The sequence below is a fragment of the Phenylobacterium sp. GW823-FHT02A09 genome, assembly GCF_058797775.1.
In genome coordinates, this window is record NZ_JBXAJZ010000001.1 from 563,424 (window position 1) to 590,008 (window position 26,585).

A 26,585-nucleotide genomic window follows, 5' to 3' on the forward strand; every position below is an offset into this window, starting at 1 on the left:
GGAGGGCGATCCTATGACCGGTATTCTCTCCCTGACGACGTTCACGCCGCTGATCGGTGTGGCGGCGATCCTGCTGCTCCGTCTCTTCCGTTCGCACGAGGACGAGCAGACCATCCGCGCCGTGAAGTGGATCACCCTGGTGACCACGCTGGCGACCTTCGCGCTGTCGGTGCTGCTGGTGCTGCGGTTCGACCCGACCAATGCGGGCTTCCAGTTCGTGGAAGACCATGCCTGGTTCGCGGGCCTGCACTACCGCATGGGCGTGGACGGGATCTCGATCCTGTTCGTGCTGCTGACCGCGTTCCTGATGCCGATCTGTATCGCGGCCTCGTGGTTCTCGATCGACAAGCGGGTGCCGGCCTACATGGTCGCGTTCCTGGTCCTCGAGACCCTGGTCATCGGCGTGTTCTGCGCGCTGGACCTGGTGCTGTTCTACCTGTTCTTCGAATTCGGCCTGGTGCCGATGTTCCTGATCATCGGCATCTGGGGCGGCAAGAACCGGGTCTACGCGGCCTACAAGTTCTTCCTCTACACCCTGCTCGGCTCGGTGCTGATGCTGGCGGCCATCCTGGTCATGATCAGCGTCGCGGGCACCGCCTCGATCCCCGAACTGATGAACTACAAGTTCGACCAGAACCTGCAGACTTGGCTGTGGCTCGCATTCTTCGCCTCCTTCGCGGTGAAGATGCCGATGTGGCCGGTGCACACCTGGCTGCCTGACGCCCACGTCGAGGCGCCGACCGCCGGCTCGGTCATCCTGGCGGGCATCCTGCTGAAGATGGGCGGCTACGGCTTCCTGCGCTTCTCGCTGCCGATGTTCCCGCAGGCTTCGGACCTGTTCACGCCGCTGGTCTTCGCGCTCAGCGTGATCGCCGTCGTCTACACCTCGCTGGTCGCCTTCCGTCAGACCGACATCAAGAAGCTGATCGCCTATTCGTCGGTCGCCCACATGGGCTTCGTGACCATGGGCATCTTCGCCGGCAACGCCATCGGCGTGCAGGGCGCGATCTTCCAGATGCTGAGCCACGGGGTGATCTCGGGCGCGCTCTTCCTCTGCGTCGGCGTCGTCTACGATCGCATGCATACCCGCGAGATCGCCTTCTACGGCGGCCTCGTGAACCGCATGCCCTGGTACGCCGCGACCTTCCTGCTGTTCACCATGGGCAATGTCGGCCTGCCGGGCACCTCGGGCTTCATCGGCGAAATCACCACCATGGTCGGGGTCTACGAGATCTCCACCTGGACGGCGGTCGTCGCCGCCACCGGCGTGATCTTCTCGGCGGTCTACGCGCTGACCCTCTACAAGCGCGTCGTGTTCGGCGAGATCACCAACCCGGCCTTGGCCGACATCACCGACCTCGACTGGCGCGAGGTGGCGATCTTCGCGCCGCTGATCGCCATGACCCTGTACCTCGGCGTCTATCCGGCCGCCGTCTTCGATCTGACCCAAGCCTCGGTCGACAATCTCGCCGCGGTTTACCGCGCGGCCATCGGCGGGTGAGGACCTAAAGTCACATGACCTTTTCCCAAGACCTCGCTCTCGCCGCGCCGGAACTGATCCTGGCCATCGGCGCCCTCGGCCTGCTGGTGATCGGCGCGTTTGCGCCGCGCGCCACGACGGCCCTGATGCTCGCCTCGGTCGGCGCGCTGATCGTCGCGGCCTGGGCCGCTGCGGTCGGCCCGATCGGCCGCGGCTTCTCGGGGGGCCTGATCGCCGACAACGCCTCGGCCTTCGCCAAGGTGGCGATCTACCTGGCCAGCGCGGTGGCCATCGTGCTTGGCCAGAAGTGGTTCGAGCGCAAGGCGATCCGCAATTTCGAGTTCCCGATCCTGATCCTCCTGGCCGCGCTCGGCATGGGGATGATGGCCTCGGCTGGCGACCTGATCTCGCTCTATATGGGCATCGAGCTGCACTCGCTGGCGCTCTACGTGCTGGCGGCCATGCACCGTGAAGACGCCAAGGCGTCGGAAGCGGGCCTGAAGTACTTCGTGCTCGGCGCGTTGTCGTCGGGCTTGCTGCTCTACGGGGCCTCGCTGATCTACGGCTTCGCCGGTTCGACCAAGTTCGACGAGATCGCGCTGGTCGTGCAGGGCGGCGCCAGCACCGGCGTGCTGTTCGGCCTGGTGTTCCTGATCTGCGGCCTGGCGTTCAAGGTCTCGGCCGCGCCGTTCCACATGTGGACCCCGGACGTCTACGAAGGCGCCCCAACCCCGGTCGTGGCCTTTTTCGCCGGCGCTCCGAAGCTGGCCGCCATGGTGCTGTTCGCCCGCGTGCTGGCCGAAGGCTTCGCCGGCGCGGTCGATCAATGGCGTCAGGTCCTGGTGGTCATCGCGCTGCTGTCGATCTTCGTCGGCGCGTTCGCCGGCCTGGCGCAGCAGAATCTGAAGCGCCTGTGGGCCTATTCGTCGATCGCGAACGTCGGCTACGCCGTCCTCGGTCTGGCCGCGGGCACGCCCGAGGGCATGCAGGCGATGCTGGTGTTCATGGTCCTCTACATGATCGACGTGACCGGCTTCTTCGCCTGCCTGACCGCGCTGTCGCGGGACGGGCGGCCGATGGAGACGATCTCGGACATGGCGGGGCTGTTCAAGGAGCGCCCGGGCATCGCGCTGGCGATGACGGCGTTCTCGCTGTCGGCGCTCGGCCTGCCGCCGTTCTCGGGCTTCTGGGCCAAGTTCTACGTCTTCAAGGCGGCCCTGAGCGTGGGCGAGCCGATGATCGTGATCGCGGCCGTGCTCGGCCTGGTCGGCAGCGTCGTGGCGGCGTTCTACTACCTGCGCCTGATCAAGGTGATGTGGTTCGACACCGCCCCGAGCGGGACCGACGAGCTGCCGCGCGAGGCCCAGGTGGTGGCGATCACCGCGGCGCTGTTCACCTTCCCCGTGGTGATGGGCGCGCTGGTGTTCATCGACCCGCTCGCCAAGGCCGCTGCGGCTGCGTTCGGGCTCGCCTCCTAGGTGGGCGCCCACCCCCCGATCGAAGCCTACGACGAACTGGACTCCACCAACGCCGAGGCGCGCAGGCGCGCCGAGGCGGGGGCGGGCGGTCCGGTCTGGATCACCGCCTTGCGCCAGACCGCCGGCCATGGTCGGCGGGGGCGGCCGTGGACGACGTCCACCGGCAACCTGGCCGCTACGCTGCTGTTGACCACCGACAAGCCGGCCGCGGAGGCGGCGCAGCTGTCGTTCGTGGCGGCGCTGGCCGCCGCCGATCTCGCCCAGACCTGCCTGGGGCCCGGCGCGGCGCGGCTGAAGTGGCCCAACGACGTGATGATCCACGGCCGCAAGGCGGTCGGGATCCTGGTCGAATCCGGCAGCCGTCCCGATGGGACGCTGTGGCTGGCGGTCGGCATCGGCATCAACCTGGCGCATGCGCCGACCGACGTGGAACGGCCGGCGACAGCCTTCGCCGACCACATGGCCGGTCCGCCGCCCGCGCCGGCCGACGCGCTGGAAGTCCTGGCGACCCGTTTCGAACACTGGCGCAAGCTCTGGCAGGCCGAAGGCTTCGCGCCGATCGCGCGTGGCTGGACCGACGTTGCGCAGGGCCTGGGCGAGACGTGCGTGGCGCGGCTGCCCAATCAGACCCACACCGGCATCGCCGAAGGCCTCGACCTGGACGGGGCGCTGCGGCTGCGACTGGACGACGGGGCGGTGCTTCGCATCACCGCCGGGGACGTTTTCTTCGGAGAGGCGTGAAGCGATGCTTCTGGCGATCGAGCAAGGCAACACCAACACCCTGTTCGCGGTCCACGACGGCGAGTCCTGGATCGCTCAGTGGCGGGCGGCCACCGACTCCAGCCGCACGGCTGACGAGTACGCGGTCTGGCTGTCGCAACTATTGCATATGGCGGGACTGCAGTTCGGGGTGCTCGACTCCTGCATCATCTCCAGCGTGGTGCCGCAGTCGATCTTCAACCTGCGCAACCTGGCGCGACGCTATCTGCACGTCGAACCGCTGGTGATCGGCGAGAACGCTGAGCTCGGCATCCAGGTGCGGATCGACAAGCCGTCGGAAGCGGGCGCGGACCGTCTCGTGAACGCCCTGGGCGCGCACATCGTCTATCCGGGCGACCTGATCGTCATCGACTCGGGCACGGCGACCACCTTCGATGTCATCGCCGCGGACGGCGGCTTCGAGGGGGGTGTCATCGCGCCCGGCATCAACCTATCTATGGAAGCGTTGCACTCGGCGGCGGCGAAGCTGCCGCGGGTCGCGATCCAGAAGCCGCAGCGCGTGGTCGGGACCGACACGGTCGGCGCCATGCAGTCGGGAGTCTTCTGGGGCTATGTCGCCCTGATCGAGGGCCTGATCGCCCGCATCAAGGCTGAACGCGACAAGCCGATGACCGTTATCGCGACGGGCGGCGTCGCCTCGCTGTTCCACGGCGCCACCACGGCCATCGACCATTTTGACCCGGATCTGACGATCCGGGGCCTACTTGAAATTCACCGCCGGAACACGGCGGCAAGGACGTAATGAAAGCAAAAGACCAAGACGAACTCGTCTTCCTGCCGCTCGGCGGCTCGAACGAGATCGGTATGAACTTCAATCTCTACGGCTACGGTCCGGCGCACGCGCGCAAATGGATCGTGGTCGATCTGGGCGTCACCTTCGGTGACCAGACCACGCCCGGCGTGGAGATCATCCTGCCCGACCCGGAATTCATCCGGGAGTACGCCAAGAACATCGTCGGCATCGTGCTGACCCACGCGCACGAGGACCATATCGGCGCGGTGGCCTGGCTGTGGCCGCAGTTGCGCGCGCCGCTGTATGCGACGCCGTTCACCGCCTTCCTCCTGCGCGAGAAGCTGCGCGAGAACGAGGAGTGCGCGGACGCCGAGATCACCGAGGTCCCGCTGAGCGGCAAGATCCAGCTCGGGCCGTTCGAGGTCGAGCTGATCACCCTGACTCACTCGATCCCGGAGCCGAACGGCCTGGCGATCCGCACGCCGCTGGGCACGGTGCTGCACACGGGCGACTGGAAGATCGATCCGGACCCGGTGCTGGGCTCGGTCACCGACGACGCGGCGATCCAGAAGCTGGGCGACGAGGGCGTCCTGGCCATGGTCTGCGACTCGACCAACGTCTTCGTGGACGGGGAGTCCGGCTCCGAAGCCGATGTGAAGGAGGCTTTGGCCGGCCTGATCGGCGGCCTGTCGGGCAAGGTGGCGGTGGCGTGTTTCGCCTCCAACGTCGCCCGCATGGACAGCGTCATCCGCGCGGCCGAGGCGGCTGACCGCAGCGTCTGCCTGGTCGGCCGCTCGATGCACCGCATGGCGGCCGCGGCGAAGTCTGTCGGTCTGTTGGAAGGCGTGCGCGAGTTCCTGTCCGAGCAACAGGCCGCCTCCATGCCGGAGAACCAGGTGCTGTACCTGTGCACCGGCAGCCAGGGCGAACCGCGTGCGGCGCTGTCGCGCATCGCTGACGGCTCGCACCCGCATGTGAAGCTGGGGGCGGGCGACGCCTGCGTGTTCTCCTCGCGGGTCATCCCGGGCAACGAGATCCCGATCCGCAACCTGCAGAACCGGCTCGCCGACCGCGGTGTGCGGCTCTACACCGAGCGCGATCATCCGGGGATCCACGTCTCGGGGCACCCGTGCCGGGACGAGCTGGCGCAAATGTACGCCTGGGCGCGGCCGCAGATCGCGGTGCCGACCCACGGCGAGCGCCGTCACCTGCTCGAACACGCCGCCTTCGCCAAGGACCTGCAGGTCCCGCAGTCGGTGGCGCCGCGCAACGGCGACATGGTGCGCCTGGCGCCCGGACGCGCCGAGGTCATCGACGAAGTGCCGGCGGGGCGGATCTATGTCGACGCTGGCGTGCTGACGCCTGAGAACGGCGATGCGCTGCGCGAGCGTCGCCACGCCGCCTACAACGGCGTGCTGGCGGTCAGCGTGGTGCTGGACGGTCGCGGCAAGGTCGCGGCTGGGCCGCAGGTGCGGGCGCTGGGCCTGCCGGCGGACGACGACTATCCGATGGACGAGGTGCTCGAGGACCTGGCCAAGGAAGCGCGCCAGGCGCTGGCCCGCCTGCAGGGCGAGCAGCGCGAGATCGACGACGAGATCGAAACCGTGATGTCCCGCGCCGTGAAGAAGGCCAGCCAGCGGATCTGGGGCAAGCGGCCGGTCGTCGAGTCGACGGTCCTGCGGATCTAGCGCGCCGGGCGCCGTAGCGTGATCTCGCGCGGCGCCACGGAGAGGTCTATACGGCTGTCATGATCGGAAGACTGAACCACGTCGGGGTCGCGACCCCCTCCATCGCCGAGTCCGTGAAGCTCTATCGCGACGTGCTCGGCGCGACCAACATCACCGAGACCAAAGCGATGCCGGAGCAGGGCGTCTATGTCTGCTTCGTCGACCTGCCGAACAGCCAGATCGAGCTGATCGAGCCGCTCGGCGACGATTCGCCGCTCATTGGCTTCCTTGCGAAGAATCCCGCCGGGGGCCAACACCACGTGTGCTTCGAAGTGCCCGACATCATTGCCGCGCGCGACGACATGCGGGCCAAGGGGGCGACGGTGCTGGGGACCGGCGAGCCGCGGATCGGCGCGCACGGCACGCCGGTGATCTTCGTCCACCCGAAGAACATGGGCGGGGTGCTGGTCGAACTGATGGAAACCCCTAAGGACGCGCACTGATGACTGTCTTCACCGGCATCGCGATCTATTTCACCATCTGGTGGACCGTGCTGTTCTCGGTCCTGCCGATCGGCGTCACCAGCCATGCCGAGGCCGGGATCGACAAGGGCGACGGCGGCGATCCGGGCGCGCCGGTGGACCCCAAGCTCAAGAAGAAGTTCATCACCACGACGATCGTCGCGACGATCCTCTGGGTGATCCTGTTCCTGGTCATCCACTTCAAGCTGATCAGCCTGCCGCCGGTGCCGGACAGCTGGCGCTAGGCGCGAGCGGAGATTGGGCGGCGCCCCGGCACGCCCGCACAAGTTTTAGGCGAATGAGAAATTGCCCGGCCGCCTGCGCGGAGGGAGCGGGGACGAGGGCGTAACTTCGGTTACCCCTGGACGCAGACACAGGCAGCCGTCAGGCCGCCCGTGGCGTTTTCCCCGATAACTTGAAGGCCGCCCAGTCACTGGGCGGCCTTCTTTTCGCACCGCTTACATGGCAAAGCTGGCGAACGGGCCGTGACGGCCGCACAGGATCGGGACATCTTCCCAGGCATGCATCTATCGAGTCCTTCGTCCGCCGGAGCGGTCGCCGCGTGACCACGTCGTCGACCAACGGGACGCTGAACGGGCGCGCGCCGCCGTTCGGCCAATGGGAACGCTCCGTGGCGGCCCGCTATCTGCGCGCCAAGCGCAGCCAGGGCGGGGTGGCGCTGATCTCGATCATCTCGTTCGTCGGCATCATGCTGGCCGTGGCGGTGCTGATCATCGTGATGAGCGTCATGAACGGCTTCCGGGCCGAGCTCCTGTCGCGGATGCTGGGCTTCAGCGGTCACCTCTATGTCACCGGCGGGGTGCTGACCGACCCGGACCGCGACGCGGTGATCAAGCGCATCGCCGACCTGCCGGGCGTCGTCCAGGTGACGCCGGTCGTCGAGGCCCAGGCCATGGCGCTGGGCGCCGGCCAGATCAGCGGCGCGATCGTCCGCGGCACGACGGCCAAAGACCTGAAGGCCACCAAGATCGTCGCCGACAACATCACCCGCGGGTCGATGGCCGGGTTCGACGAGGGCGAGTACGGCGGCGACTACGTCATGGTCGGGGACAGGCTCGCACAGGCGCTGGGCGTCGGTCCGGGCGACGAGCTCAGCCTGATCTCGCCGAGCGGCGGGGCGACCGCGTTCGGGGCGACGCCGCTGCGCAAGACCTACACCGTCGCAGGAACCTTCACTGTCGGGATGAGCGAGTACGACCAGGCGTTCATCTACATGCCGCTGGAGCAGGCGCAGCTGTTCTTCGGCCGCGACAACAGCATCGACTATCTCGAGATCAAGCTGCGCGACCCGGACAAGGCGATCGCGCTGAAGGGGGATGTCGCCAAGGCGGCCGGCGGGGCGGCGCTGGTCACTGACTGGACGGAGAAGAACTCGGCCTACTGGGGCGCGCTGAAGGTCGAGCGCAACGTCATGCGCCTGATCCTGATGATGCTGGTGGCGATCGCGGCGATGAACATCATCTCGGGCTTGGTGATGCTGGTGAAGAACAAGGGCCGCGACATCGCGATCCTGCGCACCATGGGAGCCGGGCAGGGCTCGATCCTGCGCATCTTCTTCATGTCCGGCGCGGCGGTCGGGGTGCTCGGCACCATCGCCGGCCTGCTGATCGGCTCGCTGTTCTGCATCTTCATCGGCGAGATCCAGCAGTTCGTGGAGTGGGTCACCGGCGCCGAGGTGTTCAATTCGGATATCTACTTCCTGACCCGCATCCCGGCGAAGATCGACTGGCAGGAGGTGTCGGTGATCACGTTCTGGGCCCTGGCGATGTCGTTCCTGGCGACCTTGCCGCCGGCCTGGCGGGCCTCGCGTCTCGATCCGGTGGAAGCGCTTCGTTATGAGTGACCCCGTGCTGTCCATCCGGGGCCTGCGCCGCACCTACAAGAGCGGCGACAAGACCCTGACCGTCCTGAACGGCGCCGACGTCGACGTCCGCCCCGGCGAGATCGTCGGGCTGATCGGCCCGTCTGGCTCGGGCAAGTCGTCGCTGCTGCACGCCGCCGGGCTGCTCGAGCACCCCGACGAGGGGCGCATCGTCATCGAAGGCCGCGACTGTTCGGACCTCAGCGACCGCCAGCGAACGCGCGTGCGGCTGGCGACCATCGGCTTCGTCTATCAGGCGCACCATCTGCTGGCCGAGTTCACGGCGCTCGACAACGTCGCCCTGCCGCAGATGATCGCCGGCCGGTCGCGCAAGGCCGCGCGGGACCGCGCCCGCGATCTGCTGGCCAGCCTCGGCCTCGCCGAACGCGTGGACCATCAGCCGGCGCAGATGTCAGGCGGCGAGCAGCAGCGGGTGGCGATCGCAAGGGCGCTGGCCAATTCGCCCAAACTGCTGCTGGCCGACGAGCCGACCGGGAACCTGGATCCGCACACGTCGGCCGCCGTCTTCGACAGCCTCTACGCCCTGGCTCGCCAGGAAGGCGTCGCCGCTCTGGTCGCGACCCATAACCTGGAACTGGCCAGGCACATGGACCGGGTGCTGGCGCTGAAGGACGGCCACCTGGAAGAGCAAAAGCTCTAGTCGTCGGCGAAGGTCGTCGCGCCGTCGGCGTGGATCGTACAGCCCGGATTGTGCGCGACCTCCCAGGTGTGGCCGTCGAGGTCGGCGAAGTAACCCGAATAGCCGCCCCAGAAGACTTCCCGCGGGGCCTTGAGCGCCGTGGCGCCGGCGGCCAGCGCCTGGGCGAAGGTGGCGTCGACGTCGGCGCGTGAGCGCTCGTTGATCGCCAGGGTGATCCCGGAGAAGCGGCCGTCGACGGGCCTCTGCGCATCCTCGGCGAGGTCCTCGCGGCCGAACAGCGCCAGCCCCAGGCCCGGCAGCTGGTAGAAGCAGACGCCCTCCGCGACCGTGCCCGGACGCCAGTCCAAGCCCTGTTCGAAGAACGCGCGCGAGCGGGCGAGGTCGTCCACGCCCAGGGTGATGAGGGACAGTCGTTGTTCCATTCGGACCTCCGTGCCGGCGCGAGACTAAACCGCTTGACGATGAGAACAAAACGGGAAATAAGAACACTTATAGAACATCCACAGTGAGGACGTCGCAGATGGTTCGCTTGGCTCGGGAATCGCTGGCCTTTGTGTCGGTTGCAGGCTTTGTCTGGATGATGTGCGCGGTGGCCCAGTACGCGGCCTGACTTCGGAGGTGCGAGAGTGAGCGACGCGGGGAACGACGGCTTCGTCCACCTGCGGGTTCGCTCCGCCTATTCGCTGCTCGAAGGCGCGATCAAGGCCGACAAGGTCAGCGGGCTGGCCAAGGCGTCGGAGATGCCGGCGGTGGCGCTGACCGACCGGGCCAATCTCTACGGCGCGCTCGAATTCTCCGTCACCAGCAAGGACGCCGGCGTCCAGCCGATCATCGGTTGCGCGCTGCCGGTCACGGGCATCGGCGGCGGCCAGACCGAGCGCTGGGCCAAGATCCCGACCATCGTCCTGCTGGCCCAGAGCGAGGTCGGATACCTCAATCTCAGCGAGCTCTCGTCGCTCTGTTACCTTGAGGCGGACGGCAGCGAGGACGTCTCGGTCCCCTGGTCGAAGGTGGCCGAACGCGCCGAGGGTCTGATCCTGCTGTCGGGCGGCGTCGATGGGCCCGTGGATCCGCTGCTGGCGGCCGGCAAGATACCCGAAGGCAAGGCCGCGCTGGCCGAGATGGCCCGGGTGTTCGGCGATCGGTTCTACGTGGAGCTCCAGCGGCATGGCTTGCCGGCGCAGGCCGCGGCCGAAGGCGAGCTGGTGGCGTTCGCCTATGACAACGACATCCCGTTGGTCGCGACCAACGACGTCTACTTCGCCAAGCAGGCCATGTACGAGGCGCACGAGGCGCTGCTCTGCATCGCCGACGGGGCGTTCATCATGCAGGACGAGCGCCGGCGCGTGACGCCTGAGCACTGGTTCAAGCCGTCCGCCGATATGCGGGCGCTGTTCGCCGACCTGCCGGAAGCCTGCGACAACACCCTCGATATCGCCCGCCGCTGCGCCTTCATGGTCAAGAAGCGCGACCCGATCCTGCCGCGTTTCGACACCGGGGCGGGGCGTTCGGAGGCCGACGAACTGGCGCACCAGGCGCGCGAGGGGCTGAGGGCGCGGGTCGCGGCCGGTCAGGCCAACGCGCTGCCGCTCGATGAGTACGAGGCGCGGCTGGAGCGGGAGATCGGGGTCATCACCCAGATGGGGTTCCCCGGCTACTTCCTGATCGTTTCGGACTTCATCAAGTGGGCCAAGGCGCACGACATTCCGGTCGGGCCGGGACGGGGCTCGGGGGCCGGGTCGCTGGTCGCCTACGCCCTGACCATCACGGACCTCGACCCGTTGCGCTACGGCCTGCTGTTCGAACGCTTCCTGAATCCGGAGCGGGTGTCGATGCCCGACTTCGATATCGACTTCTGCCAGGAGCGTCGGGAAGAGGTCATCAGCTACGTGCAGAAGCACTACGGCCGTGACCGGGTGGCGCAGATCATCACCTTCGGCACCCTGCAGGCGCGCGCCGTGCTGCGTGACGTGGGCCGGGTGCTGCAACTGCCGTTGGGCCTCGTCGACCGTCTGGCCAAGATGGTGCCGGCCAACCCTGCCAACCCGGTGACGCTGGCCAAGGCGATCGAGATCGAGCCGCGGCTGCGCCAGGCCAAGGACGAAGACGAGGCGGTCAAGCAGCTGCTGGAGACGGCGCTGCAGCTCGAGGGGCTGTACCGCAACGCCTCGACCCACGCCGCCGGCGTGGTGATCGGCGACCGGCCGCTGACCGAACTGACCCCGCTCTATCGCGACCCGCGCTCGGAACTGCCCGCCACCCAGTTCAACATGAAGTGGGTCGAGAGCGCCGGCCTGGTGAAGTTCGACTTCCTGGGCCTGAAGACGCTGACGGTGATCGACCGGGCGCTGAAGTTCCTGCGCAAGCGCGGCGAGGAGGTCGACTTCGCGGCGATCGGGGTCGACGACGCGCCGGCCTACGAAGTGATGTCGAACGGCGGCACGGTCGGCGTGTTCCAGCTGGAAGGGCAGGGGATGCGCGACACCCTGCGCCAGCTGCGCCCCGGCTCGCTGGAAGACGTCACCGCCGTCGTGTCGCTGTACCGGCCGGGCCCGATGGACAACATCCCGGCCTTCATCGACTGCAAGTTCGGCCGCAAGCCCATCGACTACATGCACCCGAGCCTGGAGCCGGTGCTGAAGGAGACCTACGGCATCATCGTCTACCAGGAACAGGTGATGCAGATCGCCCAGATCCTGGCCGGCTATTCGCTGGGCGAAGCCGACCTTCTGCGCCGGGCGATGGGCAAGAAGAAGAAGGAGGAGATGGACCTGCAGCGGGCCAGGTTCGTCTCTGGCGCCGAGGCCAAGGGCGTGCCGGCCGAGCAGGCTGGCTCAATTTTTGACCTGGTGGACAAGTTCGCGGGCTACGGCTTCAACAAGAGCCACGCGGCCGCCTACGCCTATGTGTCGTACCAAACCGCCTGGCTGAAGGCGAATACTCCGGTCGAGTTCTTCGCGGCCTCGATGAGCCTCGATATCTCCAACACCGACAAGCTGGCGGTCTTCTACCAGGACGCCAAGCGGTTCGGGGTCAAGGTGCGCAGCCCGGACGTCAACCTCTCGTCCGCCGACTTCGAGGTCGAGAACGGCGAGGTGCTCTATGCGCTGGGCGGCATTCGCAATGTCGGCCAACAGGCGATGGAACACGTGGTGGCGGTCCGCAAGGCGGGCGGCCCGTTCAAGGACATCTTCGACTTCGCGTCGCGGGTCGATCCCAAGCAGGTCAACAAGCGGACGTTCGAGACGCTGGCGCGGGCCGGTGCGTTCGACTCGATCCACCCCGATCGGGCCCAGTTGCTGGCCGCCGCCGAGCTGCTGACCGGCCTTGGCCAAAGCGTGTCGTCCCAGGAGAGCTCCCAGCAGGGCGCGCTGTTCTCGGACGGGACCAACCACCTTGTCGATCAGGTGCGCAAGAAGCTGCCCAAGGCCGAGCCGTGGACGCCGGTCCAGCGCCTGGACGAAGAACTGGCCGCGGTGGGGTTCTATCTGTCCGGGCACCCGCTGGACGACATGGTCACGGCGCTGCGCCGGCGGCGCACCGATCTGCTGGCCGACGTGATTCCCAAGGCCGAGGCGGGCGCCGAAGCGTTCCGGATGGCGGGCGTCGTGCGGCGCAAGCAGGAGCGCGCCTCGCAGTCGAGCGGCGAGAAGTTCGCGTTCGTGACGCTCTCGGATCCGACCGGCGAATACGAGGTGCTGTTCCCGCCCGAGTCGCTGCGCAAGTGCCGCGACCTGCTGGAGCCGGGCAAGGCGGTCGCCCTCAAGGTCCGAGCCAAGGCGCGGGACGGCGAGGTGCGGTTCTTCGGCGACGACGCCGAGCCGGTCGACAAGGCCGTGGAGAACGCGGTGGCCGGTCTGCGCGTCCACGTCGCCCCGCGCAGCGCCGAGATCGACGCGCTGAAGAAGCGGCTGGAGCACGTCGCCAATCCGCGCGGCGGCGAGATCATCCTGGTCGCCAATATCGAGCGCGGGCGGGAGATCGAGCTGAAGCTGCCGGGGCGGTTCAGCCTGGACGTCTCCGTGCGTGGCGCGTTGAAGACCGCGCCGGGCGTGGTCTTCGTCGAAGATATCTAGGGCAGCTCGATATAGCCGGGCGGCTTCGCCGGCTTGGGGTGCGCGTTGAGCCCGCCGCGGTCGGAGTAGGGCGAGACGCCGGGCTTGTAGGGCTTGAAGGCCGGCGGCTGGTACATCTCCGGCGGCTTGGGCGGTTGCGGCGCGGACGGAAACGCCGGCGGCGCCGCGCCGGGATTGGCCCTGCGTTGCGTCGGTGGCGGAGCGCCGTAGATCGGCGGCGTGTAGGGACGGACGGCGGGCGCGGGGCCCCACGTGCCGGGCTGCGGCTTCAGCGTGCCGCTCGGCCCCCCGAAGGTCCCCTGGGCTAGAACGCCGAGTCCGACGCCGAGCGCTACGATAGGTGTCATGGGCCCCTCCTGCCATTGGAGGATGCGGCGGGGCGGGCGCGCACGCAAGCGTGGAGCGGGGCCGCAGCGCGCAAAGGCTTGCAATTCCCGCGTTCAGCCCCTATTTGGCGCGTCATTCCACACGCAGGTGTTTGGCGATGTGCGGGGAGACATCCCGCCATACCCATTCCGGTCCTCCATCTGGAGGGTTTGCCTGCGGCGGTTAACCGGAAAAAGGACGAAAAAGCGATGGCGCTTCCTGAATTCTCCATGCGTCAGCTCCTGGAAGCTGGCGCCCACTTCGGCCACCAGACCCACCGCTGGAACCCGAAGATGGACCGCTACATCTTCGGCTCGCGGTCGAACATCCACATCATCGACCTCTCGCAGTCGATCCCGCTGCTGCACCAAGCCCTGGTGAAGGTTCGTGAAGTCGCCGCCGGCGGCGGTCGCGTGCTGTTCGTCGGCACCAAGCGTCAGGCCTCGGAACCGATCGCGACGGCGGCCAAGCGCAGCGCCCAGTATTACGTGAACCACCGTTGGCTGGGCGGCACGCTCACCAACTGGCGCACCGTCTCGGGTTCGATCCAACGCCTGCGCGAGCTGGAAGGCATGCTCGACGGTCAGAGCCAGGGCCAGGGGCGCGGCAAGAAAGAACTGCTGCAGATGACCCGCGAGCGCGACAAGCTCGAGCTGAGCCTGGGCGGCATCAAGGAAATGGGCGGCATTCCCGACCTGATGTTCGTGATCGACACCAACAAGGAGTCGATCGCCATCCAGGAAGCCCGCAAGCTGAACATCCCGGTCATCGCGATCCTGGACACCAACTGCGATCCGGACGGCATCACCTACCCGATCCCGGGCAACGACGACGCCGCCCGCGCGATCCAGCTGTACTGCGATCTGATGGCTGACGCCGTGCTCGACGGTCTGGCCGCCGGCCAATCGGCCGCTGGCGTGGACCTGGGCGCTTCGGTGGCGCCGGTCGAGCCGACCCTGGCCCGAGAGCTGACGCCGGAGCCCGAAGCGGCCCCGGTCGCCGAGGCGCAACCCGCCGAGGCTCCCGTCGCCGAGGCTCCGGCCGCGGACCAAGAACAAGCCGGCTAAGACGCCTTCCCGGCGTCTTACTCAGCTTGACGAAAAACGATCATGGCCGGGCCCTATCAGGGTCCGGTCAAACCCATTCTGACTGATAAGGAGCTGACCATGGCGGAGATCACCGCTGCGCTGGTCAAGGACCTGCGCGAAAAGTCCGGCGCTGGCATGATGGACTGCAAGAAGGCCTTGCAGGAAAACAACGGCGACATGGAAGCGGCCGTCGATTGGCTGCGCACCAAGGGCCTCTCGAAGGCCGCGAAGAAGTCGGACCGCGCCGCGGCTGAAGGCCTGGTGGCCGGCAAGCTGAGCGCCGACGGCAAGACCGGCGTGCTGGTCGAGCTGAACGCCGAAACCGACTTCGTGTCGAAGAACGAGCTGTTCCAGAACGCCGCCCGCGATTTCGCGGACGTCGGCCTGGAGATCGAAGGCGTGGACGCCATCACCGCGGCCAAGACGGCCAAGGGCGAAGTCGTCAGCGACGTGATCACCAACCTGATCGCGACGATCGGCGAGAACATGCGTCTGCGTCGTTCGGCCCGTCTGTCGGTCAGCGAAGGCGCCGTGGCCCTCTACCTGCACAATGCGCAGGGTGAAGGCGTCGGCCGCCTGGGCGTGCTCGTGGCTCTGGAAGGCGCTGGCGATCAAGCCGTGCTGAAGGAAGTCGGCCGCAAGATCGCTCTGCACGTCGCCGGCACCCCGACCCCGCCGCTGGCCCTGAACGAGGGCGACCTCGATCCGGCCGCCGTCGAGAAGGAAAAGAAGTTCCTGACCGACCAGGCTCTGGAATCGGGCAAGCCGCTGGCCGTCGTCGAGAAGATGATCGAAGGCCGGATCCGCAAGTGGCAGGAAGAAGTGGTGCTGCTGAAGCAACCCTTCGTCATGAACCCGGATCAGACCATCGAGCAGCTGATCGCCGAAACCGCCAAGGAAACCGGTTCGCCGGTCGCCGTGAAGGGCTTCGTGCGCTTCGCCCTGGGCGAAGGCGTGGAAAAGAAGCAGGACGACTTCGCCGCCGAAGTGGCGTCGATGACCGGCCAAGGCTGATCCGCCTGATTTAGGACGCCCCAAGGGCGCCGTGTGTTCGACGCACACGGCGCCCTTGGTTTATGTAGTACCCAGCCAGATTCTCGACGGAAGCCGCCATGTCCGAAACCAAGCCCCGCTACAAGAAGATCCTCTTGAAGATGTCGGGCGAGGTCCTGATGGGCGACTCGCTCTTCGGCATCGACACCAAGACGATCGAAGCGGTGGCCGAGGACATCAAGGAAGTGGTCGATCATGGGATCGAACTCTGCCTGGTGATCGGCGGCGGCAACATCTTCCGGGGCGTCTCGCTGGCCGGGAAGGGCATGGACCGGGCCAACGCCGACTATATGGGCATGCTGGCCACGGTGATGAACGCCCTGGCGCTGCAGGGCGCGCTCGAGAAGATCGGCGTCTACACCCGCGTGCAGTCGGCGATCCCGATGGAAGCGGTCTGCGAACCCTACATCCGCCGCCGCGCGCTGCGGCACCTGGAAAAGGGCCGGGTGGTGATCTTCGCCGCCGGCCTGGGCGCGCCGTTCTTCACGACCGACACCCCGGCGGCGCTGCGCACGGCCGAGATGGGCTGCGATGCGCTGTTCAAGGGCACCAGCGTCGACGGCGTCTACACCGCCGACCCCAAGAAGGACCCGAGCGCCCAGCGCTATGAGACGCTGAGCTATCAGGAAGTCCTGGCCAAGGACCTGCGGGTCATGGACGCCTCGGCCATCGCCCTGATGCGTGACAATCAAATCCCGATCGTGGTGTTTTCGATCCGCGAGCGGGGCAACTTCTTCAAAGTGCTGAAAGGGCAGGGCGTCTTTACGACGATCGCCTGACCAGTCACCGAATTAGACCAATATCTTAGGAGAAGATCCTATGGCTGCGGAAAAGCCGGTTCTCAGCAAGTATCGCGATCGCATGGACAAGGCGATCTCGACTTTGAAGGACGAGTTCTCGAGCTTGCGGACCGGGCGGGCCTCGGCCGGCCTGCTGGACCAGGTCATGGTCGACGCCTACGGCTCCACGGTGCCGCTGAACACGGTCGGCTCGGTCAGCGTGCCGGAGCCGCGCTCGATCAGCGTCAACATCTGGGATCGCGGCCTGGTGGTCTCGGTCGAAAAGGCGATCCGCAACGCCGGCCTGGGCCTCAACCCGGTCGTCGACGGCCAAAGCCTGCGCGTGCCGATTCCGCCGCTGACCGAGGAACGCCGCAAGGACCTGGCGAAGATCGCCGGCAAGTACGCCGAGCAGCAGAAAATCGCCATCCGCAACGTCCGCCGCGAGGCCAACGACGACCTCAAGAAGGCCGAGAAGGACAGCGCCATCACGCAGGACGAGCAGCGGCGGATGGAGACCGAGGTTCAGAAGTTTACGGACGAAGCGATCAAGCGCGTCGACGAAGCCTTGAAAACCAAAGAACAAGAGATCATGCAGGTCTAATCGTCCCACCAGGAGCGAGGACGAACGGGAACCCATGGCTACGATCGATCAACAGCAGCCCGCGCCGCATGCGCCCCTGCACGTGGCGATCGTCATGGACGGCAACGGCCGTTGGGCGAAGCGCCGCGGCCTGCCGCGCCAGGTCGGGCACCCCAAGGGCGTCGACGCGATCCGGCGGGTCGTCGAGGCGGCGCCCGCCCAGGGCGTGCGCTGGCTGACGCTGTATGCGTTCTCGACCGAGAACTGGCGGCGTCCTGCCGGCGAGGTGGCCGAGGTCATGCGGCTGCTGAAGCTCTATGTGAACTCCGACCTCGACAAGCTGACGCGCGAGGGCGTGAAGGTGCGGATCCTCGGACGGCGCGCGGGCCTGCCGCCCGACGTCGCCGAGATCGTCGAGCGGGCCGAACGCCAGACCGCCCATAACGACAAGTTCTTCCTGCAGGTCGCGTTCAACTATGGCGGCCGGGCCGATATCGCCGACGCCGCCCGGGCGCTCGCCGCCGAGGTCGCCGCCGGACGCCTGCGGCCCGAGGACATCACCGAGGACCTGCTGCAGAACAAGCTGTCGACCGCCGGCATCCCCGATCCGGACCTGGTGATCCGCACCAGCGGCGAGCAGCGGCTCTCGAATTTCCTGCTGTGGGAGACAGCGTACTCGGAGTTCGTCTTCCAGGACGTGCTCTGGCCCGACTACGGCGCCGACTATCTGCGCGCCGCGATCGAAGAATTCCAAAAGCGCGAGCGGCGCTACGGCGGCGCCGTGGCCGATGACGTCCTTGCCGCAGGCTAGGCGTTTCGACTGGGCCAATCTGGGCGTACGGGTCGCTTCGGCCACCGTTCTGGTGCCCGCGGTGCTGGGCGCGGTGTGGTTCTCGGACATGCCCGGGCTGCGATGGCTGTTCCTGGTGCTGGTGGCGGTCGCCGTCGCGCTGCTGGCCATCGAGTGGGGCGCGATGACCGCGCCGACGGCCCCGATCCGCGTCTCCACCGCGCTCACCGTGGCGATCCTGGCCGCGGCGTTCCTGGCCCATCAGAAGCAGATGCCGCTCGCCTGGACCGCAGCCGGACTGGGCGCGGTCGCCGCGGCCCTGGTGGCGCGGGGCGTGGCGGAACGGCCGACCAACGCCGCGTTCGGGGTGATCTACCTGGCCATCCCCGTCGTCTGCCTGGTGTGGCTGCGCGGCATGCCCGAGGGACGGCAGTGGACGATACTGCTGTTCGCCGTGGCCTGGGCGGCCGACATCGCCGCCTTCGCGGTCGGCAGCGCCTTGAAGGGCCCCAAGCTCTGGCCGAAATTCTCACCCAACAAGACCTGGTCCGGTTTCGTCGGCGGCCTGGTCGCGGCGGCAGGGGCAGGCGCGGCGATGGCCGCGTTCAGCGCCATTGTGCTGAGCGTGCCGGCCGGGGCGCTGATCGGTCTGCTCGGCGGTCTGGCGACCATGGCCGGGGACCTCTGGGAATCGATGCTCAAGCGACGCTTCGGCGTGAAGGATTCCGGGGACCTCATCCCGGGTCACGGCGGTTTGTTGGATAGAGTGGACGGCCTGATGTTCGCCGTGGTCGTGCTGGCCGCCGCCCGACTGGTCAACTATTGGGGATGGGCGCATTGACTTTGCCTCGCCGCGTCAGCGTTCTGGGTTCTACGGGCTCGGTCGGCGTTTCGACTCTCGACCTCCTGGAGAAGGCCGGCGTCGAGGTCGAGGTGACCGCCCTGACCGCGGGGCGCAACGCCGAGCGGCTGGCCGAACAGGCGCTGCGCTGGCGCCCGACCCTGGCGGTGATCGAGGACGAGACCAAGCTGCCTGAGCTGCGCCAGCGGCTCGAGGGCTCGGGCGTCAAGACCGCCGCGGGCCACAACGCCGTGGTCGAGGCGGCCGCCGCCGACGCCCAGTGGGTGATGTCGTCGATCGTCGGCTTCGCGGGCCTCGCGCCGACCCTGGCCGCCGCCCGCGCCGGCGCCGTCATCGGTCTCGCCAACAAGGAAAGCCTGGTCTGCGCAGGGCCTTCGCTGCTGCGCGCCGCCAAACTGGCCGGCGGGGCGGTGATCCCCGTGGATTCCGAGCACTCGGCGATCTTCCAGGTGCTCGACCCGATGAACGCCCAGCGGGTCGATCGTCTGATCCTGACCTCGTCGGGCGGGCCGTTCCGCACCTGGTCGGCCGAACAGATGGCGCACGCCACGCCCGAGCAGGCCATCGCCCATCCGAACTTCAGCATGGGCGCGAAGATCTCCGTCGACTCGGCGACGATGATGAACAAGGGCCTGGAGATCATCGAGGCCGCCTACCTGTTCGGGATGACCGACGAGCACGTGGACGTGCTGATCCACCATCAGCAGATCATCCACTCGCTCGTGGAATACAGCGACGGATCGACGCTGGCCCAGCTTGGCGCGCCCGACATGCGCACGCCGATCGCCTGCGCCTTCGCCTGGCCGGACCGCCTGCCGTGGCCGGCGCCGCGGCTGGATCTGGCCGCCATCGGCCAATTGACCTTCGAAGAACCGGACCTGCGCCGTTTTCCCGCCTTGAAGATCGCCAAAGAAGCTCTGGCGGCCGGTGGGGCCGCGCCCGCGGTGATGAACGCCGCCAACGAGGTCGCCGTGGCCGCCTTCCTTGACCGCAAGATTGGCTTTCTCGATATTGCCGCGACGGTGTCTGAGACCCTCGAGCGCGTCGAAGCGCAGGGCCTTGTCGCGGGGGCGGCGGACGGCGACACGCTCGAAAGGGCTCGGCAGACGGATACGCAGGCGCGTCGCGTCGCCGGCGAGGTCGTCGGCGGCCTAGGGCGCTAGCCGCGCGGAGGAGTAACAGCAGATGCTCGATTTCATCCTCACCGCCCTGACCTTCGTCGTTCCCTTCGTGCTGGTCCTGGGGCTCGTGGTCACGATCCACGAGCTGGGCCACTTCCTGGCCGCCAAGATGTTCGGCGTCGCCATCGACCGCTTCTCGATCGGCTTCGGCAAGGCGATCGCCTCGTGGACCGACAAGTCCGGCGTCGAATGGCGCGTGGGCTGGATTCCGCTGGGCGGCTATGTCCGCTTCACCGGCGACGAGAACGCTTCGAGCGTGCCGGACTCCGAAGATCTCGACACCATGCGTCGCACGATCGAGCGGCGCGAGGGACACGAGGCGGTCGCCCGCTATTTCCACTTCAAACCGCTGTGGCAGCGCGCGATCGTCGTCGCCGCAGGCCCAATCGCCAACTTCGTGCTGGCCGTCGCGTTGTTCGCCTCGCTGTTGATGGCGTTCGGCCAGTACGTGCTGCCGGCCAAGATCGCTTCGGTGCAGGCGGGCAGCCCGGCCGAGCAGGCGGGCTTCCGGCCGGGCGACTTGATCATCGAGGCCGACGGGCGCCGCATCCGCGGCTTCGACGAGGTCGCCGAAATCGTTCAGGTCCGCGCCAACGTCCCGACCGCCTTCGTGGTCGAGCGCTCGGGAAGCGAACTGACCATCGAGGCGACGCCCCGCTGGGTGGAGCGCACCGACTCGGTGGCCGGCACCCGTCGCCAGGGCATGCTGGGATTGGTCCCGGCCCAGACCCGCGACGACTTCCAGCACGTCCGCTATAACCCGATCGAGGCGGTCGCGGGCGGCGTGCAGCGCACGTGGCGCACGCTCGAGACCACCGTCTACTATCTGGGCCGCATGGTGACGGGCCAGGTTTCGCCCGATCAGCTCAGCGGGCCTCTCGGAATCGCCCGAATCTCCGGCAAGGTTGCGCAGGCTGGAGCCGAAGGCGCGCCTGATGTCGGGGGGATGATCCTCGGCAGCAGCGTCAATCTGCTCCAACTGGCCGCGTTCATTTCGGTGAGCATCGGCTTCATGAACCTGCTGCCGATCCCTGTGCTGGATGGGGGACACCTGCTGTTCTACGCCTACGAGGCGGTGGCGCGGCGTCCGCTGGCGGCGCGGGTCCAGGCGGCGGGCTATCGGGTGGGGCTTGCGCTGCTGTTGGGATTGATGTTGTTCGCCACCTGGAACGATCTGCAGCAACTGCGTGTGTTCAAAATCCTCGGCGGCGTTTTCTCCTGAAACCCGCGCTTTTCCATTGACGGCTGATACGATGCAAAGACCCCGCGCTAGCCGCGCCGCGCTCGCCTCCGGCCTTGCCTTGCTGATGGGCTCGACGGCGATCGTCATCCCCAGCGCCGTGCTGGCCCAGGAACAGGCGACGCCGCCTCAGCCGCAGCCTGCGCCGCAGGAAGGTCAGCAATCCGGCGTCGTTCAGCGCATCATCGTGCGCGGCAACGAGCGGATCGAGCAATCGACCGTGCTGTCCTACCTGCCGATCCAGCCGGGCGAGGTCCTGGACCCCGCCAAGGCCGACCTGGCGCTGAAGACCCTGTTCCGCACCGACCTGTTCGCCGACGTGAAGATCGAGCTGCAGGGCTCGGACATGATCGTGACGGTCGTCGAGAACCCGATCATCAACAAGGTGGTGTTCGAGGGGAACTCGGGCCTCAAGGAAGACAAGCTGCGCGACGAGGTGACCGTGCGCCCGCGGGGGATCTTCACCCGCGCCAAGGTGCAGCAGGACGTCCAGCGCATCGTCGAGCTCTATCGCCGGTCCGGCCGCATTTCCGCGACCGTGACGCCGAAGATCGTCGAGCTGCCGCAAAAGCGCGTCGACCTGATCTTTGAGATCAACGAAGGCCCCAAGAGCGGGGTGCTTCGGGTCAACTTCCTGGGCAACAGCGAGTTCTCGGACAACGACCTGCGCGACGTCGTCGTGACCGAGCAGTCGAGCTGGTACAAGTTCTTCTCGAACAACGCCAACTACGACCCGGACCGCCTGGAGTACGACAAGGAGCAGCTGCGCAAGCACTACCGCAACCGCGGCTTCTATGACTTCCGCGTCGTCTCGGCGATCGCCGAGCTGGCCCCCGACAAGAACGGCTTCGTCGTCACCTACACCCTCGACGAGGGCAAGGAATACCGGTTCGGCAAGGTCACGGTCGAAACCGAACTGCAGAAGCTCGACAAGAACGTGCTGCAGCAGCTGGTGCCGATCCGCTCGGGCGAGCTCTACCAGGACGAAAAGATCGAAGCGGCGACCGACTCGCTGACCTTCGCGGCCGGCGCCGCCGGCTTCGCGGCGGTGGACGTGCGTCCGCGCTACACCCCGAACCGCGAGACCGGCCTGGTCGACGTGGTGTTCCAGGTTCGCGAAGGGCCGCGCGTGTACGTCGAACGCATCGACGTCACCGGCAACACCCGCACGCTGGACTACGTCATCCGCCGGGAAATGAACCTGGTGGAAGGCGACGCCTACAATCGCGCCCTGGTCGACCGCTCGCGCAACAACATCCGCGCGCTCGGCTTCTTCAAGGACGTGACCATCGACGAGACGCCGGGCACCGCGCCCGACCGCACCCGCCTGGCGGTGAAGGTCGAAGAGCAGCCGACGGGCGAACTGTCGTTCAGCGCCGGCTACTCGTCGGTCGACCAGCTGATCCTCGACCTCGGCGTCACCGAGCGGAACTTCCGCGGCCGCGGCCAGAGTCTGCGCGCCCGGGTGTCGGTCGGCTCGCTGCGTCAGCAGATCGACTTCGGCTTCACCGAGCCGCGGTTCCTGGGCCGCGACCTGGGCGCCGGCGTCGACCTCTATTCGTACCGCTACGACCTGACGGAATACTCGGCCTATAAGACCGTGACCGTCGGCGGCAACATCCGGATGGCGTTCCCGCTGACGCTGAATTCGCGGATGTCGACGCGCTACACGCTGCGTCAGGAAGACGTCCAGATCGACGACGCCTACTGCGATCCGACCGCTCCGCTGGTTTCGCTATCGCTGTGCGCCCAGCGCGGCAAGTACCTGACCTCGCTGATCGGCTACACCTACCTCTACGATCGCCGGAACGACCCGATCAATCCGACCCGCGGCTTCCGCTTCGACGTCAGCCAGGACCTGGCCGGCATCGGCGGCGACGTGAACTACATCAGTACCGAAGTGACCGGCGGCTGGTACTACGGCTTCAACAAGGACTTCATCCTGAGCCTGACCGGGCAGGGCGGCTACATCGCCGGCTGGAACGGCGACACGGTTCGGGTCAACAGCCGCTTCTACAAGGGCGGCAACAGCTTCCGCGGCTTCGAGACCGCCGGCATCGGTCCGCGTGACACGAACTTCGGGCGCTCCGACGCGCTCGGCGGCCGCGCCTACGCCATCGGTTCGGCCGAGCTGACGATTCCCACGGGGCTGCCTGAGCAGTACGGCATCAAGGCCGCGTTGTTCACCGACGTCGGTACGCTCGGCCTGCTGGACGACAAGGACAAGCTGAAGGCCGACGGCACGGTCGACCCGTTGATCTATGACGACATGTCGCTGCGTGCGACCGCCGGTCTGTCGGTGTTCTGGCGCTCGCCGATGGGCCCGATCCGATTCGACTTCAGCCAAGTTTTGGCCAAAGAAGACTACGACAAGACCGAAACCTTCCGGTTCTCAACCTCAACCAGGTTCTAGATTTTCCACATGACGATCAAAGCCCTTGTCGCGGCGACCTGTGTCGCCGTCATCACTGCTTCCGCTTCCAGCGCGGCCTTCGCGCAAGCGGCCGCCCCGGCGGCTCCCGCGGTGACCCATGGTCCGGCGCTGCCTGGCGTCTGCACCGTCTCGGTGGAAGGTGCGATCGCGACCTCGACCGTCGGGAAGTACGTTCAGACCCGCCTGCAGCAGATCGCGACCCAGGTCGAAGCCGAGCTGAAGGCCGAGCAGACCGCGATCCAGAACGAAGCCAAGACGCTGGAAGGTCAGCGCGCCACGCTCGACCAGAACACGTTCGAGACCCGCGCGGCCGCCCTGCAGGTCAAGGCCAACGCCTATCAGCGCAAGGAACAGCAGCGCGGCCGCGAACTGCAGGCCACGCAGCAGAAGGCCCTGGGCCGCGTGTACCAGGAGCTGACCCCGATCGTCAGCCAAGTGTACCAGCAGAACAAGTGCAGCCTGCTGATCAACCGCGAGAGCGTCGTGCTGTCGAACCCGTCGATGGACATCAGCCAGCCGGTCGTAACCGCGCTGAACGCGAAGATCACCCAGTTCACCTTCGACCGTGAACGTCTCGACCAGGCTGCCGCTCCGACCGCGGCGACCAAGTAGGGCGCGACTCGCGATAAAGGCGGGTCGAGCTGAGGATTCCCATGCCCGACCCCCGATTCTTTGAAGACCTTGGCCCCGTCACGCTCGCCGAACTGGCCAGCCTGACGGGCGCCGAACTCTCCGACGCCGCCCAGGGCCAGGTTCAGGTCCGCGGCGTCGCCGTGCTGGCCAGCGCCCAGCCCGACACCGTCACCTTCCTGACCGACAAAAAGTATGCGGCCGAGCTCGCCGCGGCCAAGGCCGCTGCGGTGTTCGTCACCCCGCGTGACAGGGATTTGGCTCCGCAAGGATGCGCGGCGCTCGTCACGCCCACGCCTCAGGCCGCCTACGCGGCGGCGGCGACCCGGCTGCATCGCGCCCGCCGCTACGCCGGCCCTGACCTGATCGCCGCTGACGCGGTGCTCGAGGACGACGTGCACCTTGCGCCTGGCGTCGTCGTCGGACCGGGCGCGCGGATCGGCGCGCGGACCGAGATCGGCGCCAACACCGTCATCGGTCCGGGCGTCGCCATCGGACGCGACTGCGTGATCGGCGCCAATGTCACCCTGGGCTTCGCGCTGCTCGGCGATCGGGTCCGCATCCTGGCCGGCGCGCGGATCGGCGAGCCCGGTTTCGGGGCGGCCGGAGGCGCCACCGGCGTCGTCGACATTCCGCAGTTGGGCCGGGTCATCCTGCAGGACGGCGTGACCATCGGCGCCAACACCTGCATCGACCGTGGCGCGTTCGACGACACGGTGATCGGTGAGAACACCAAGATCGACAACCTGGTGCAGATCGCCCACAACGTGCGTGTGGGACGGAACTGCGTCATGGCTGCGCACACCGGCATTTCTGGCAGCGTCGTGATCGGCGACGGAGCGGCCTTCGGCGGTCGCGCAGGGGTGGCCGACCACGTGAACATCGGCGACGGCGCCCAGGTGGCCGCCGCGGCCGGCGTGTTCCGGGACATTCCGGCCGGCGAAACCTGGGGCGGGGTTCCTGGACAACCCATTCGACGCTGGATGCGGGAGGTGGCTTGGCTGTCGCGCTCCGCCAACCGCAAGGGGACCGACAAATGAGCAACGACGTGGCGACAGCCGAGGTCTCGATCGACATCGCGGAGATCATGGAGCGGATCCCGCATCGCTATCCGTTCCTGCTGGTCGATCGCGCCGAAGAGTATCGGCCCAACGAGTCGATCGTCGGCATCAAGTGCGTGACCATCAACGAGCCGTTCTTCCAGGGCCACTTCCCGGAATACGCGGTGATGCCCGGCGTGCTGATCGTCGAGGCCATGGCCCAGACCGGCGCGGTGCTGATGTCGAAGACGCTGAACGTCGATCGCGCCGGCAAGACGATTTTGTTCACCTCGGTCGACAACTGCCGCTTCCGGCAGCCGGTGCGGCCGGGCGACGTGCTGCGCATGCACGTCAAGGTGCTGCGCGCCCGCGGGGGGCTCTTCAAGTTCGAAGGCAAGGCCATGGTCGGCGACAAGACCGCTGCTGAAGCGGAGTTCGCGGCCATGCTGGTGGAGACCCCATGAGCATCGACGTCCATCCCAGCTCCGTCGTCCACCCCAAGGCCCAGCTGGCCGACGGGGTCGTGATCGGTCCGTTCTGCACCGTGGGGCCCGATGTGAAGATCGGGGCGGGCACCAAGCTCTTCTCGCATGTCGTCGTCGACGGCGTGACGTCGCTCGGCGAGGGCAATGCGGTCTACCCGTTCGCCATGCTGGGCGGGCCCCCGCAGCACACCGCCTACAAAGGCGAGCCGACGCAGCTGATCATCGGCGATCGCAACATCATCCGCGAGCACGCGACGATGAACACGGGCACCGTCGGCGGCGGCGGAATGACCAAGGTCGGCTCCGACGGCTTCTACATGATCGAAAGCCACGTCGGGCACGACTGCATCGTCGGCGACCAGGTGATCCTGACCAAGCAGGCGACGCTGGGCGGGCACTGCGACATCGCCGACTTCGTGATCGTCGGCGGTCTGGCGGCGGTGCACCAGCGCACCCGCGTCGGACGGCACGCCATGGTCGGCGGCCTGGCCGCCGTCGTGAAGGACGTCATCCCCTACGGTTCGGTGTGGGGCAACCACGCCCACCTCGAAGGCCTGAACCTGCTGGGCCTGAAGCGCCGCGGCTTCAGCCGCGAGACGATCAACACCATGCGCGCGGCCTATCGGATGCTGTTCGCCGACGAAGGCACCTTCCAGGAGCGGCTCGACGACACGGTGGAGACCTATTCGGGCTCCCCCGAGGTCATGGAGATTGTCGACTTCATCCGCGCCGACGCCAGCCGGCCGCTCTGCCTGCCGGAGCGGGAGGTCTAGTCC

General features: G+C 67.4%; 26 protein-coding genes. 24 read left to right on the top strand and 2 right to left on the bottom strand.

Annotated features, from left to right (window positions below):
- Window positions 1-13 precede the first annotated feature (13 nt).
- The 9 genes from AC1Q87_RS02940 to AC1Q87_RS02980 all read left to right on the top strand — a co-directional run bounded on the left by AC1Q87_RS02940 (window position 14) and on the right by AC1Q87_RS02980 (window position 9,202).
- Complete coding sequence (locus tag AC1Q87_RS02940; protein WP_492607502.1) at window positions 14-1,501, top strand: NADH-quinone oxidoreductase subunit M; 1,488 nt, start codon at window positions 14-16, stop codon at window positions 1,499-1,501.
- A 14-nt stretch (window positions 1,502-1,515) separates the two neighbouring features.
- The gene (gene nuoN / locus AC1Q87_RS02945; RefSeq protein ID WP_492607503.1) at window positions 1,516-2,958 is read left to right on the top strand and encodes an NADH-quinone oxidoreductase subunit NuoN; all 1,443 of its coding nucleotides are present in this window, start codon (window positions 1,516-1,518) and stop codon (window positions 2,956-2,958) included.
- Entirely contained in the window at window positions 2,959-3,699 is a 741-nt protein-coding gene (locus tag AC1Q87_RS02950) for a biotin--[acetyl-CoA-carboxylase] ligase (protein WP_492607504.1), read from the top strand.
- A gap of 4 nt (window positions 3,700-3,703) precedes the next feature.
- Window positions 3,704-4,480 carry a type III pantothenate kinase gene (locus AC1Q87_RS02955; RefSeq protein WP_183770106.1) on the top strand — a complete coding sequence of 259 codons (777 nt, stop codon included), beginning with the start codon at window positions 3,704-3,706 and terminating at the stop codon, window positions 4,478-4,480.
- Window positions 4,480-6,159: a ribonuclease J gene (locus tag AC1Q87_RS02960; protein WP_492607505.1), complete on the top strand. Its 1,680-nt coding sequence runs from the start codon at window positions 4,480-4,482 to the stop codon at window positions 6,157-6,159. The genes AC1Q87_RS02955 and AC1Q87_RS02960 overlap by 1 nt, the downstream gene beginning before the upstream one ends.
- Before the next feature lie 59 nt (window positions 6,160-6,218).
- Complete coding sequence (mce, locus tag AC1Q87_RS02965) at window positions 6,219-6,641, top strand: methylmalonyl-CoA epimerase (protein WP_056018675.1); 423 nt, start codon at window positions 6,219-6,221, stop codon at window positions 6,639-6,641.
- Window positions 6,641-6,904, top strand: a complete 264-nt coding sequence (locus AC1Q87_RS02970; RefSeq protein ID WP_492607506.1) for a DUF1467 family protein — start codon at window positions 6,641-6,643, stop codon at window positions 6,902-6,904. Before mce ends, AC1Q87_RS02970 begins: the two co-directional genes overlap by 1 nt.
- Window positions 6,905-7,221: 317 nt before the next feature.
- On the top strand, window positions 7,222-8,523 hold the full coding sequence (locus tag AC1Q87_RS02975) for a lipoprotein-releasing ABC transporter permease subunit (RefSeq protein WP_492607507.1): 1,302 nt from the start codon (window positions 7,222-7,224) through the stop codon (window positions 8,521-8,523).
- Window positions 8,516-9,202 carry an ABC transporter ATP-binding protein gene (locus AC1Q87_RS02980; protein ID WP_492607508.1) on the top strand — a complete coding sequence of 229 codons (687 nt, stop codon included), beginning with the start codon at window positions 8,516-8,518 and terminating at the stop codon, window positions 9,200-9,202. The genes AC1Q87_RS02975 and AC1Q87_RS02980 overlap by 8 nt, the downstream gene beginning before the upstream one ends.
- Here the strand turns inward: AC1Q87_RS02980 and AC1Q87_RS02985 are convergent.
- A complete protein-coding gene (locus AC1Q87_RS02985; protein WP_492607509.1) occupies window positions 9,199-9,624 on the bottom strand; it encodes a VOC family protein in 426 nt (141 codons plus the stop codon). The genes AC1Q87_RS02980 and AC1Q87_RS02985 overlap by 4 nt on opposite strands.
- 98 nt (window positions 9,625-9,722) lie before the next feature.
- On the opposite strand from AC1Q87_RS02985, the gene sidA reads away from it, so the two are divergent.
- Both sidA and dnaE read left to right on the top strand, forming a co-directional pair.
- On the top strand, window positions 9,723-9,812 hold the full coding sequence (gene sidA / locus AC1Q87_RS02990) for a cell division inhibitor SidA (RefSeq protein ID WP_183770094.1): 90 nt from the start codon (window positions 9,723-9,725) through the stop codon (window positions 9,810-9,812).
- 16 nt (window positions 9,813-9,828) lie between these two features.
- Window positions 9,829-13,278 (top strand): DNA polymerase III subunit alpha, encoded by a 3,450-nt coding sequence (gene dnaE / locus AC1Q87_RS02995; protein WP_492607510.1) that lies wholly within the window; start codon window positions 9,829-9,831, stop codon window positions 13,276-13,278.
- On the opposite strand, the gene AC1Q87_RS03000 is transcribed toward dnaE, so the two are convergent.
- Complete coding sequence (locus AC1Q87_RS03000; protein WP_492607511.1) at window positions 13,275-13,625, bottom strand: hypothetical protein; 351 nt, start codon at window positions 13,623-13,625, stop codon at window positions 13,275-13,277. The genes dnaE and AC1Q87_RS03000 overlap by 4 nt on opposite strands.
- A 228-nt stretch (window positions 13,626-13,853) precedes the next feature.
- On the opposite strand from AC1Q87_RS03000, the gene rpsB reads away from it, so the two are divergent.
- The 13 genes from rpsB (at window position 13,854) to lpxA (ending at window position 26,582) form a co-directional block, all read left to right on the top strand.
- Window positions 13,854-14,711, top strand: coding sequence for a 30S ribosomal protein S2 (rpsB, locus tag AC1Q87_RS03005; protein ID WP_492607512.1), 858 nt, complete (start codon window positions 13,854-13,856; stop codon window positions 14,709-14,711).
- A 99-nt stretch (window positions 14,712-14,810) separates the two neighbouring features.
- Window positions 14,811-15,746 carry a translation elongation factor Ts gene (tsf, locus tag AC1Q87_RS03010; RefSeq protein WP_492607513.1) on the top strand — a complete coding sequence of 312 codons (936 nt, stop codon included), beginning with the start codon at window positions 14,811-14,813 and terminating at the stop codon, window positions 15,744-15,746.
- A gap of 98 nt (window positions 15,747-15,844) precedes the next feature.
- On the top strand, window positions 15,845-16,564 hold the full coding sequence (gene pyrH / locus AC1Q87_RS03015; RefSeq protein ID WP_293402685.1) for a UMP kinase: 720 nt from the start codon (window positions 15,845-15,847) through the stop codon (window positions 16,562-16,564).
- 40 nt (window positions 16,565-16,604) lie between these two features.
- Window positions 16,605-17,168 carry a ribosome recycling factor gene (gene frr, locus AC1Q87_RS03020; RefSeq protein ID WP_183770082.1) on the top strand — a complete coding sequence of 188 codons (564 nt, stop codon included), beginning with the start codon at window positions 16,605-16,607 and terminating at the stop codon, window positions 17,166-17,168.
- Window positions 17,169-17,202: 34 nt separating this feature from the next.
- A complete protein-coding gene (uppS, locus tag AC1Q87_RS03025; protein ID WP_436061266.1) occupies window positions 17,203-17,958 on the top strand; it encodes an undecaprenyl pyrophosphate synthase in 756 nt (251 codons plus the stop codon).
- The gene (locus AC1Q87_RS03030; protein ID WP_492607514.1) at window positions 17,936-18,778 is read left to right on the top strand and encodes a phosphatidate cytidylyltransferase; all 843 of its coding nucleotides are present in this window, start codon (window positions 17,936-17,938) and stop codon (window positions 18,776-18,778) included. The genes uppS and AC1Q87_RS03030 overlap by 23 nt, the downstream gene beginning before the upstream one ends.
- The gene (locus tag AC1Q87_RS03035) at window positions 18,766-19,962 is read left to right on the top strand and encodes a 1-deoxy-D-xylulose-5-phosphate reductoisomerase (RefSeq protein WP_492607515.1); all 1,197 of its coding nucleotides are present in this window, start codon (window positions 18,766-18,768) and stop codon (window positions 19,960-19,962) included. Before AC1Q87_RS03030 ends, AC1Q87_RS03035 begins: the two co-directional genes overlap by 13 nt.
- A gap of 22 nt (window positions 19,963-19,984) precedes the next feature.
- The gene (rseP, locus tag AC1Q87_RS03040) at window positions 19,985-21,202 is read left to right on the top strand and encodes an RIP metalloprotease RseP (protein WP_492607516.1); all 1,218 of its coding nucleotides are present in this window, start codon (window positions 19,985-19,987) and stop codon (window positions 21,200-21,202) included.
- Window positions 21,203-21,233: 31 nt separating this feature from the next.
- A complete protein-coding gene (bamA, locus tag AC1Q87_RS03045) occupies window positions 21,234-23,633 on the top strand; it encodes an outer membrane protein assembly factor BamA (protein WP_492607517.1) in 2,400 nt (799 codons plus the stop codon).
- A gap of 9 nt (window positions 23,634-23,642) precedes the next feature.
- Entirely contained in the window at window positions 23,643-24,266 is a 624-nt protein-coding gene (locus tag AC1Q87_RS03050) for an OmpH/Skp family outer membrane protein (protein WP_492607518.1), read from the top strand.
- 41 nt (window positions 24,267-24,307) lie between these two features.
- Entirely contained in the window at window positions 24,308-25,324 is a 1,017-nt protein-coding gene (lpxD, locus tag AC1Q87_RS03055) for a UDP-3-O-(3-hydroxymyristoyl)glucosamine N-acyltransferase (protein WP_492607519.1), read from the top strand.
- Complete coding sequence (fabZ, locus tag AC1Q87_RS03060; protein ID WP_492607520.1) at window positions 25,321-25,788, top strand: 3-hydroxyacyl-ACP dehydratase FabZ; 468 nt, start codon at window positions 25,321-25,323, stop codon at window positions 25,786-25,788. The genes lpxD and fabZ overlap by 4 nt, the downstream gene beginning before the upstream one ends.
- Complete coding sequence (gene lpxA / locus AC1Q87_RS03065) at window positions 25,785-26,582, top strand: acyl-ACP--UDP-N-acetylglucosamine O-acyltransferase (protein ID WP_492607521.1); 798 nt, start codon at window positions 25,785-25,787, stop codon at window positions 26,580-26,582. Before fabZ ends, lpxA begins: the two co-directional genes overlap by 4 nt.
- The last annotated feature ends 3 nt before the right edge of the window (window positions 26,583-26,585 follow it).

Bases quoted from the DNA above. Each gene is read 5' to 3' on its own strand.
- AC1Q87_RS03050 (WP_492607518.1), top strand. From the start codon at position 23,643: ATGACGATCAAAGCCCTTGTCGCGGCGACCTGTGTCGCCGTCATCACT.
- AC1Q87_RS02980 (WP_492607508.1), top strand. From the start codon at position 8,516: ATGAGTGACCCCGTGCTGTCCATCCGGGGCCTGCGCCGCACCTACAAG.
- AC1Q87_RS03030 (WP_492607514.1), top strand. From the start codon at position 17,936: ATGACGTCCTTGCCGCAGGCTAGGCGTTTCGACTGGGCCAATCTGGGC.
- AC1Q87_RS03035 (WP_492607515.1), top strand. From the start codon at position 18,766: ATGGGCGCATTGACTTTGCCTCGCCGCGTCAGCGTTCTGGGTTCTACG.
- rpsB (WP_492607512.1), top strand. From the start codon at position 13,854: ATGGCGCTTCCTGAATTCTCCATGCGTCAGCTCCTGGAAGCTGGCGCC.
- AC1Q87_RS02970 (WP_492607506.1), top strand. From the start codon at position 6,641: ATGACTGTCTTCACCGGCATCGCGATCTATTTCACCATCTGGTGGACC.
- mce (WP_056018675.1), top strand. From the start codon at position 6,219: ATGATCGGAAGACTGAACCACGTCGGGGTCGCGACCCCCTCCATCGCC.
- bamA (WP_492607517.1), top strand. From the start codon at position 21,234: ATGCAAAGACCCCGCGCTAGCCGCGCCGCGCTCGCCTCCGGCCTTGCC.
- AC1Q87_RS02960 (WP_492607505.1), top strand. From the start codon at position 4,480: ATGAAAGCAAAAGACCAAGACGAACTCGTCTTCCTGCCGCTCGGCGGC.
- AC1Q87_RS02940 (WP_492607502.1), top strand. From the start codon at position 14: ATGACCGGTATTCTCTCCCTGACGACGTTCACGCCGCTGATCGGTGTG.
- AC1Q87_RS03000 (WP_492607511.1), bottom strand. From the start codon at position 13,625: ATGACACCTATCGTAGCGCTCGGCGTCGGACTCGGCGTTCTAGCCCAG.
- tsf (WP_492607513.1), top strand. From the start codon at position 14,811: ATGGCGGAGATCACCGCTGCGCTGGTCAAGGACCTGCGCGAAAAGTCC.
- frr (WP_183770082.1), top strand. From the start codon at position 16,605: ATGGCTGCGGAAAAGCCGGTTCTCAGCAAGTATCGCGATCGCATGGAC.
- sidA (WP_183770094.1), top strand. From the start codon at position 9,723: ATGGTTCGCTTGGCTCGGGAATCGCTGGCCTTTGTGTCGGTTGCAGGC.
- pyrH (WP_293402685.1), top strand. From the start codon at position 15,845: ATGTCCGAAACCAAGCCCCGCTACAAGAAGATCCTCTTGAAGATGTCG.
- lpxD (WP_492607519.1), top strand. From the start codon at position 24,308: ATGCCCGACCCCCGATTCTTTGAAGACCTTGGCCCCGTCACGCTCGCC.
- uppS (WP_436061266.1), top strand. From the start codon at position 17,203: ATGGCTACGATCGATCAACAGCAGCCCGCGCCGCATGCGCCCCTGCAC.
- AC1Q87_RS02955 (WP_183770106.1), top strand. From the start codon at position 3,704: ATGCTTCTGGCGATCGAGCAAGGCAACACCAACACCCTGTTCGCGGTC.
- rseP (WP_492607516.1), top strand. From the start codon at position 19,985: ATGCTCGATTTCATCCTCACCGCCCTGACCTTCGTCGTTCCCTTCGTG.
- nuoN (WP_492607503.1), top strand. From the start codon at position 1,516: ATGACCTTTTCCCAAGACCTCGCTCTCGCCGCGCCGGAACTGATCCTG.
- fabZ (WP_492607520.1), top strand. From the start codon at position 25,321: ATGAGCAACGACGTGGCGACAGCCGAGGTCTCGATCGACATCGCGGAG.
- AC1Q87_RS02985 (WP_492607509.1), bottom strand. From the start codon at position 9,624: ATGGAACAACGACTGTCCCTCATCACCCTGGGCGTGGACGACCTCGCC.
- lpxA (WP_492607521.1), top strand. From the start codon at position 25,785: ATGAGCATCGACGTCCATCCCAGCTCCGTCGTCCACCCCAAGGCCCAG.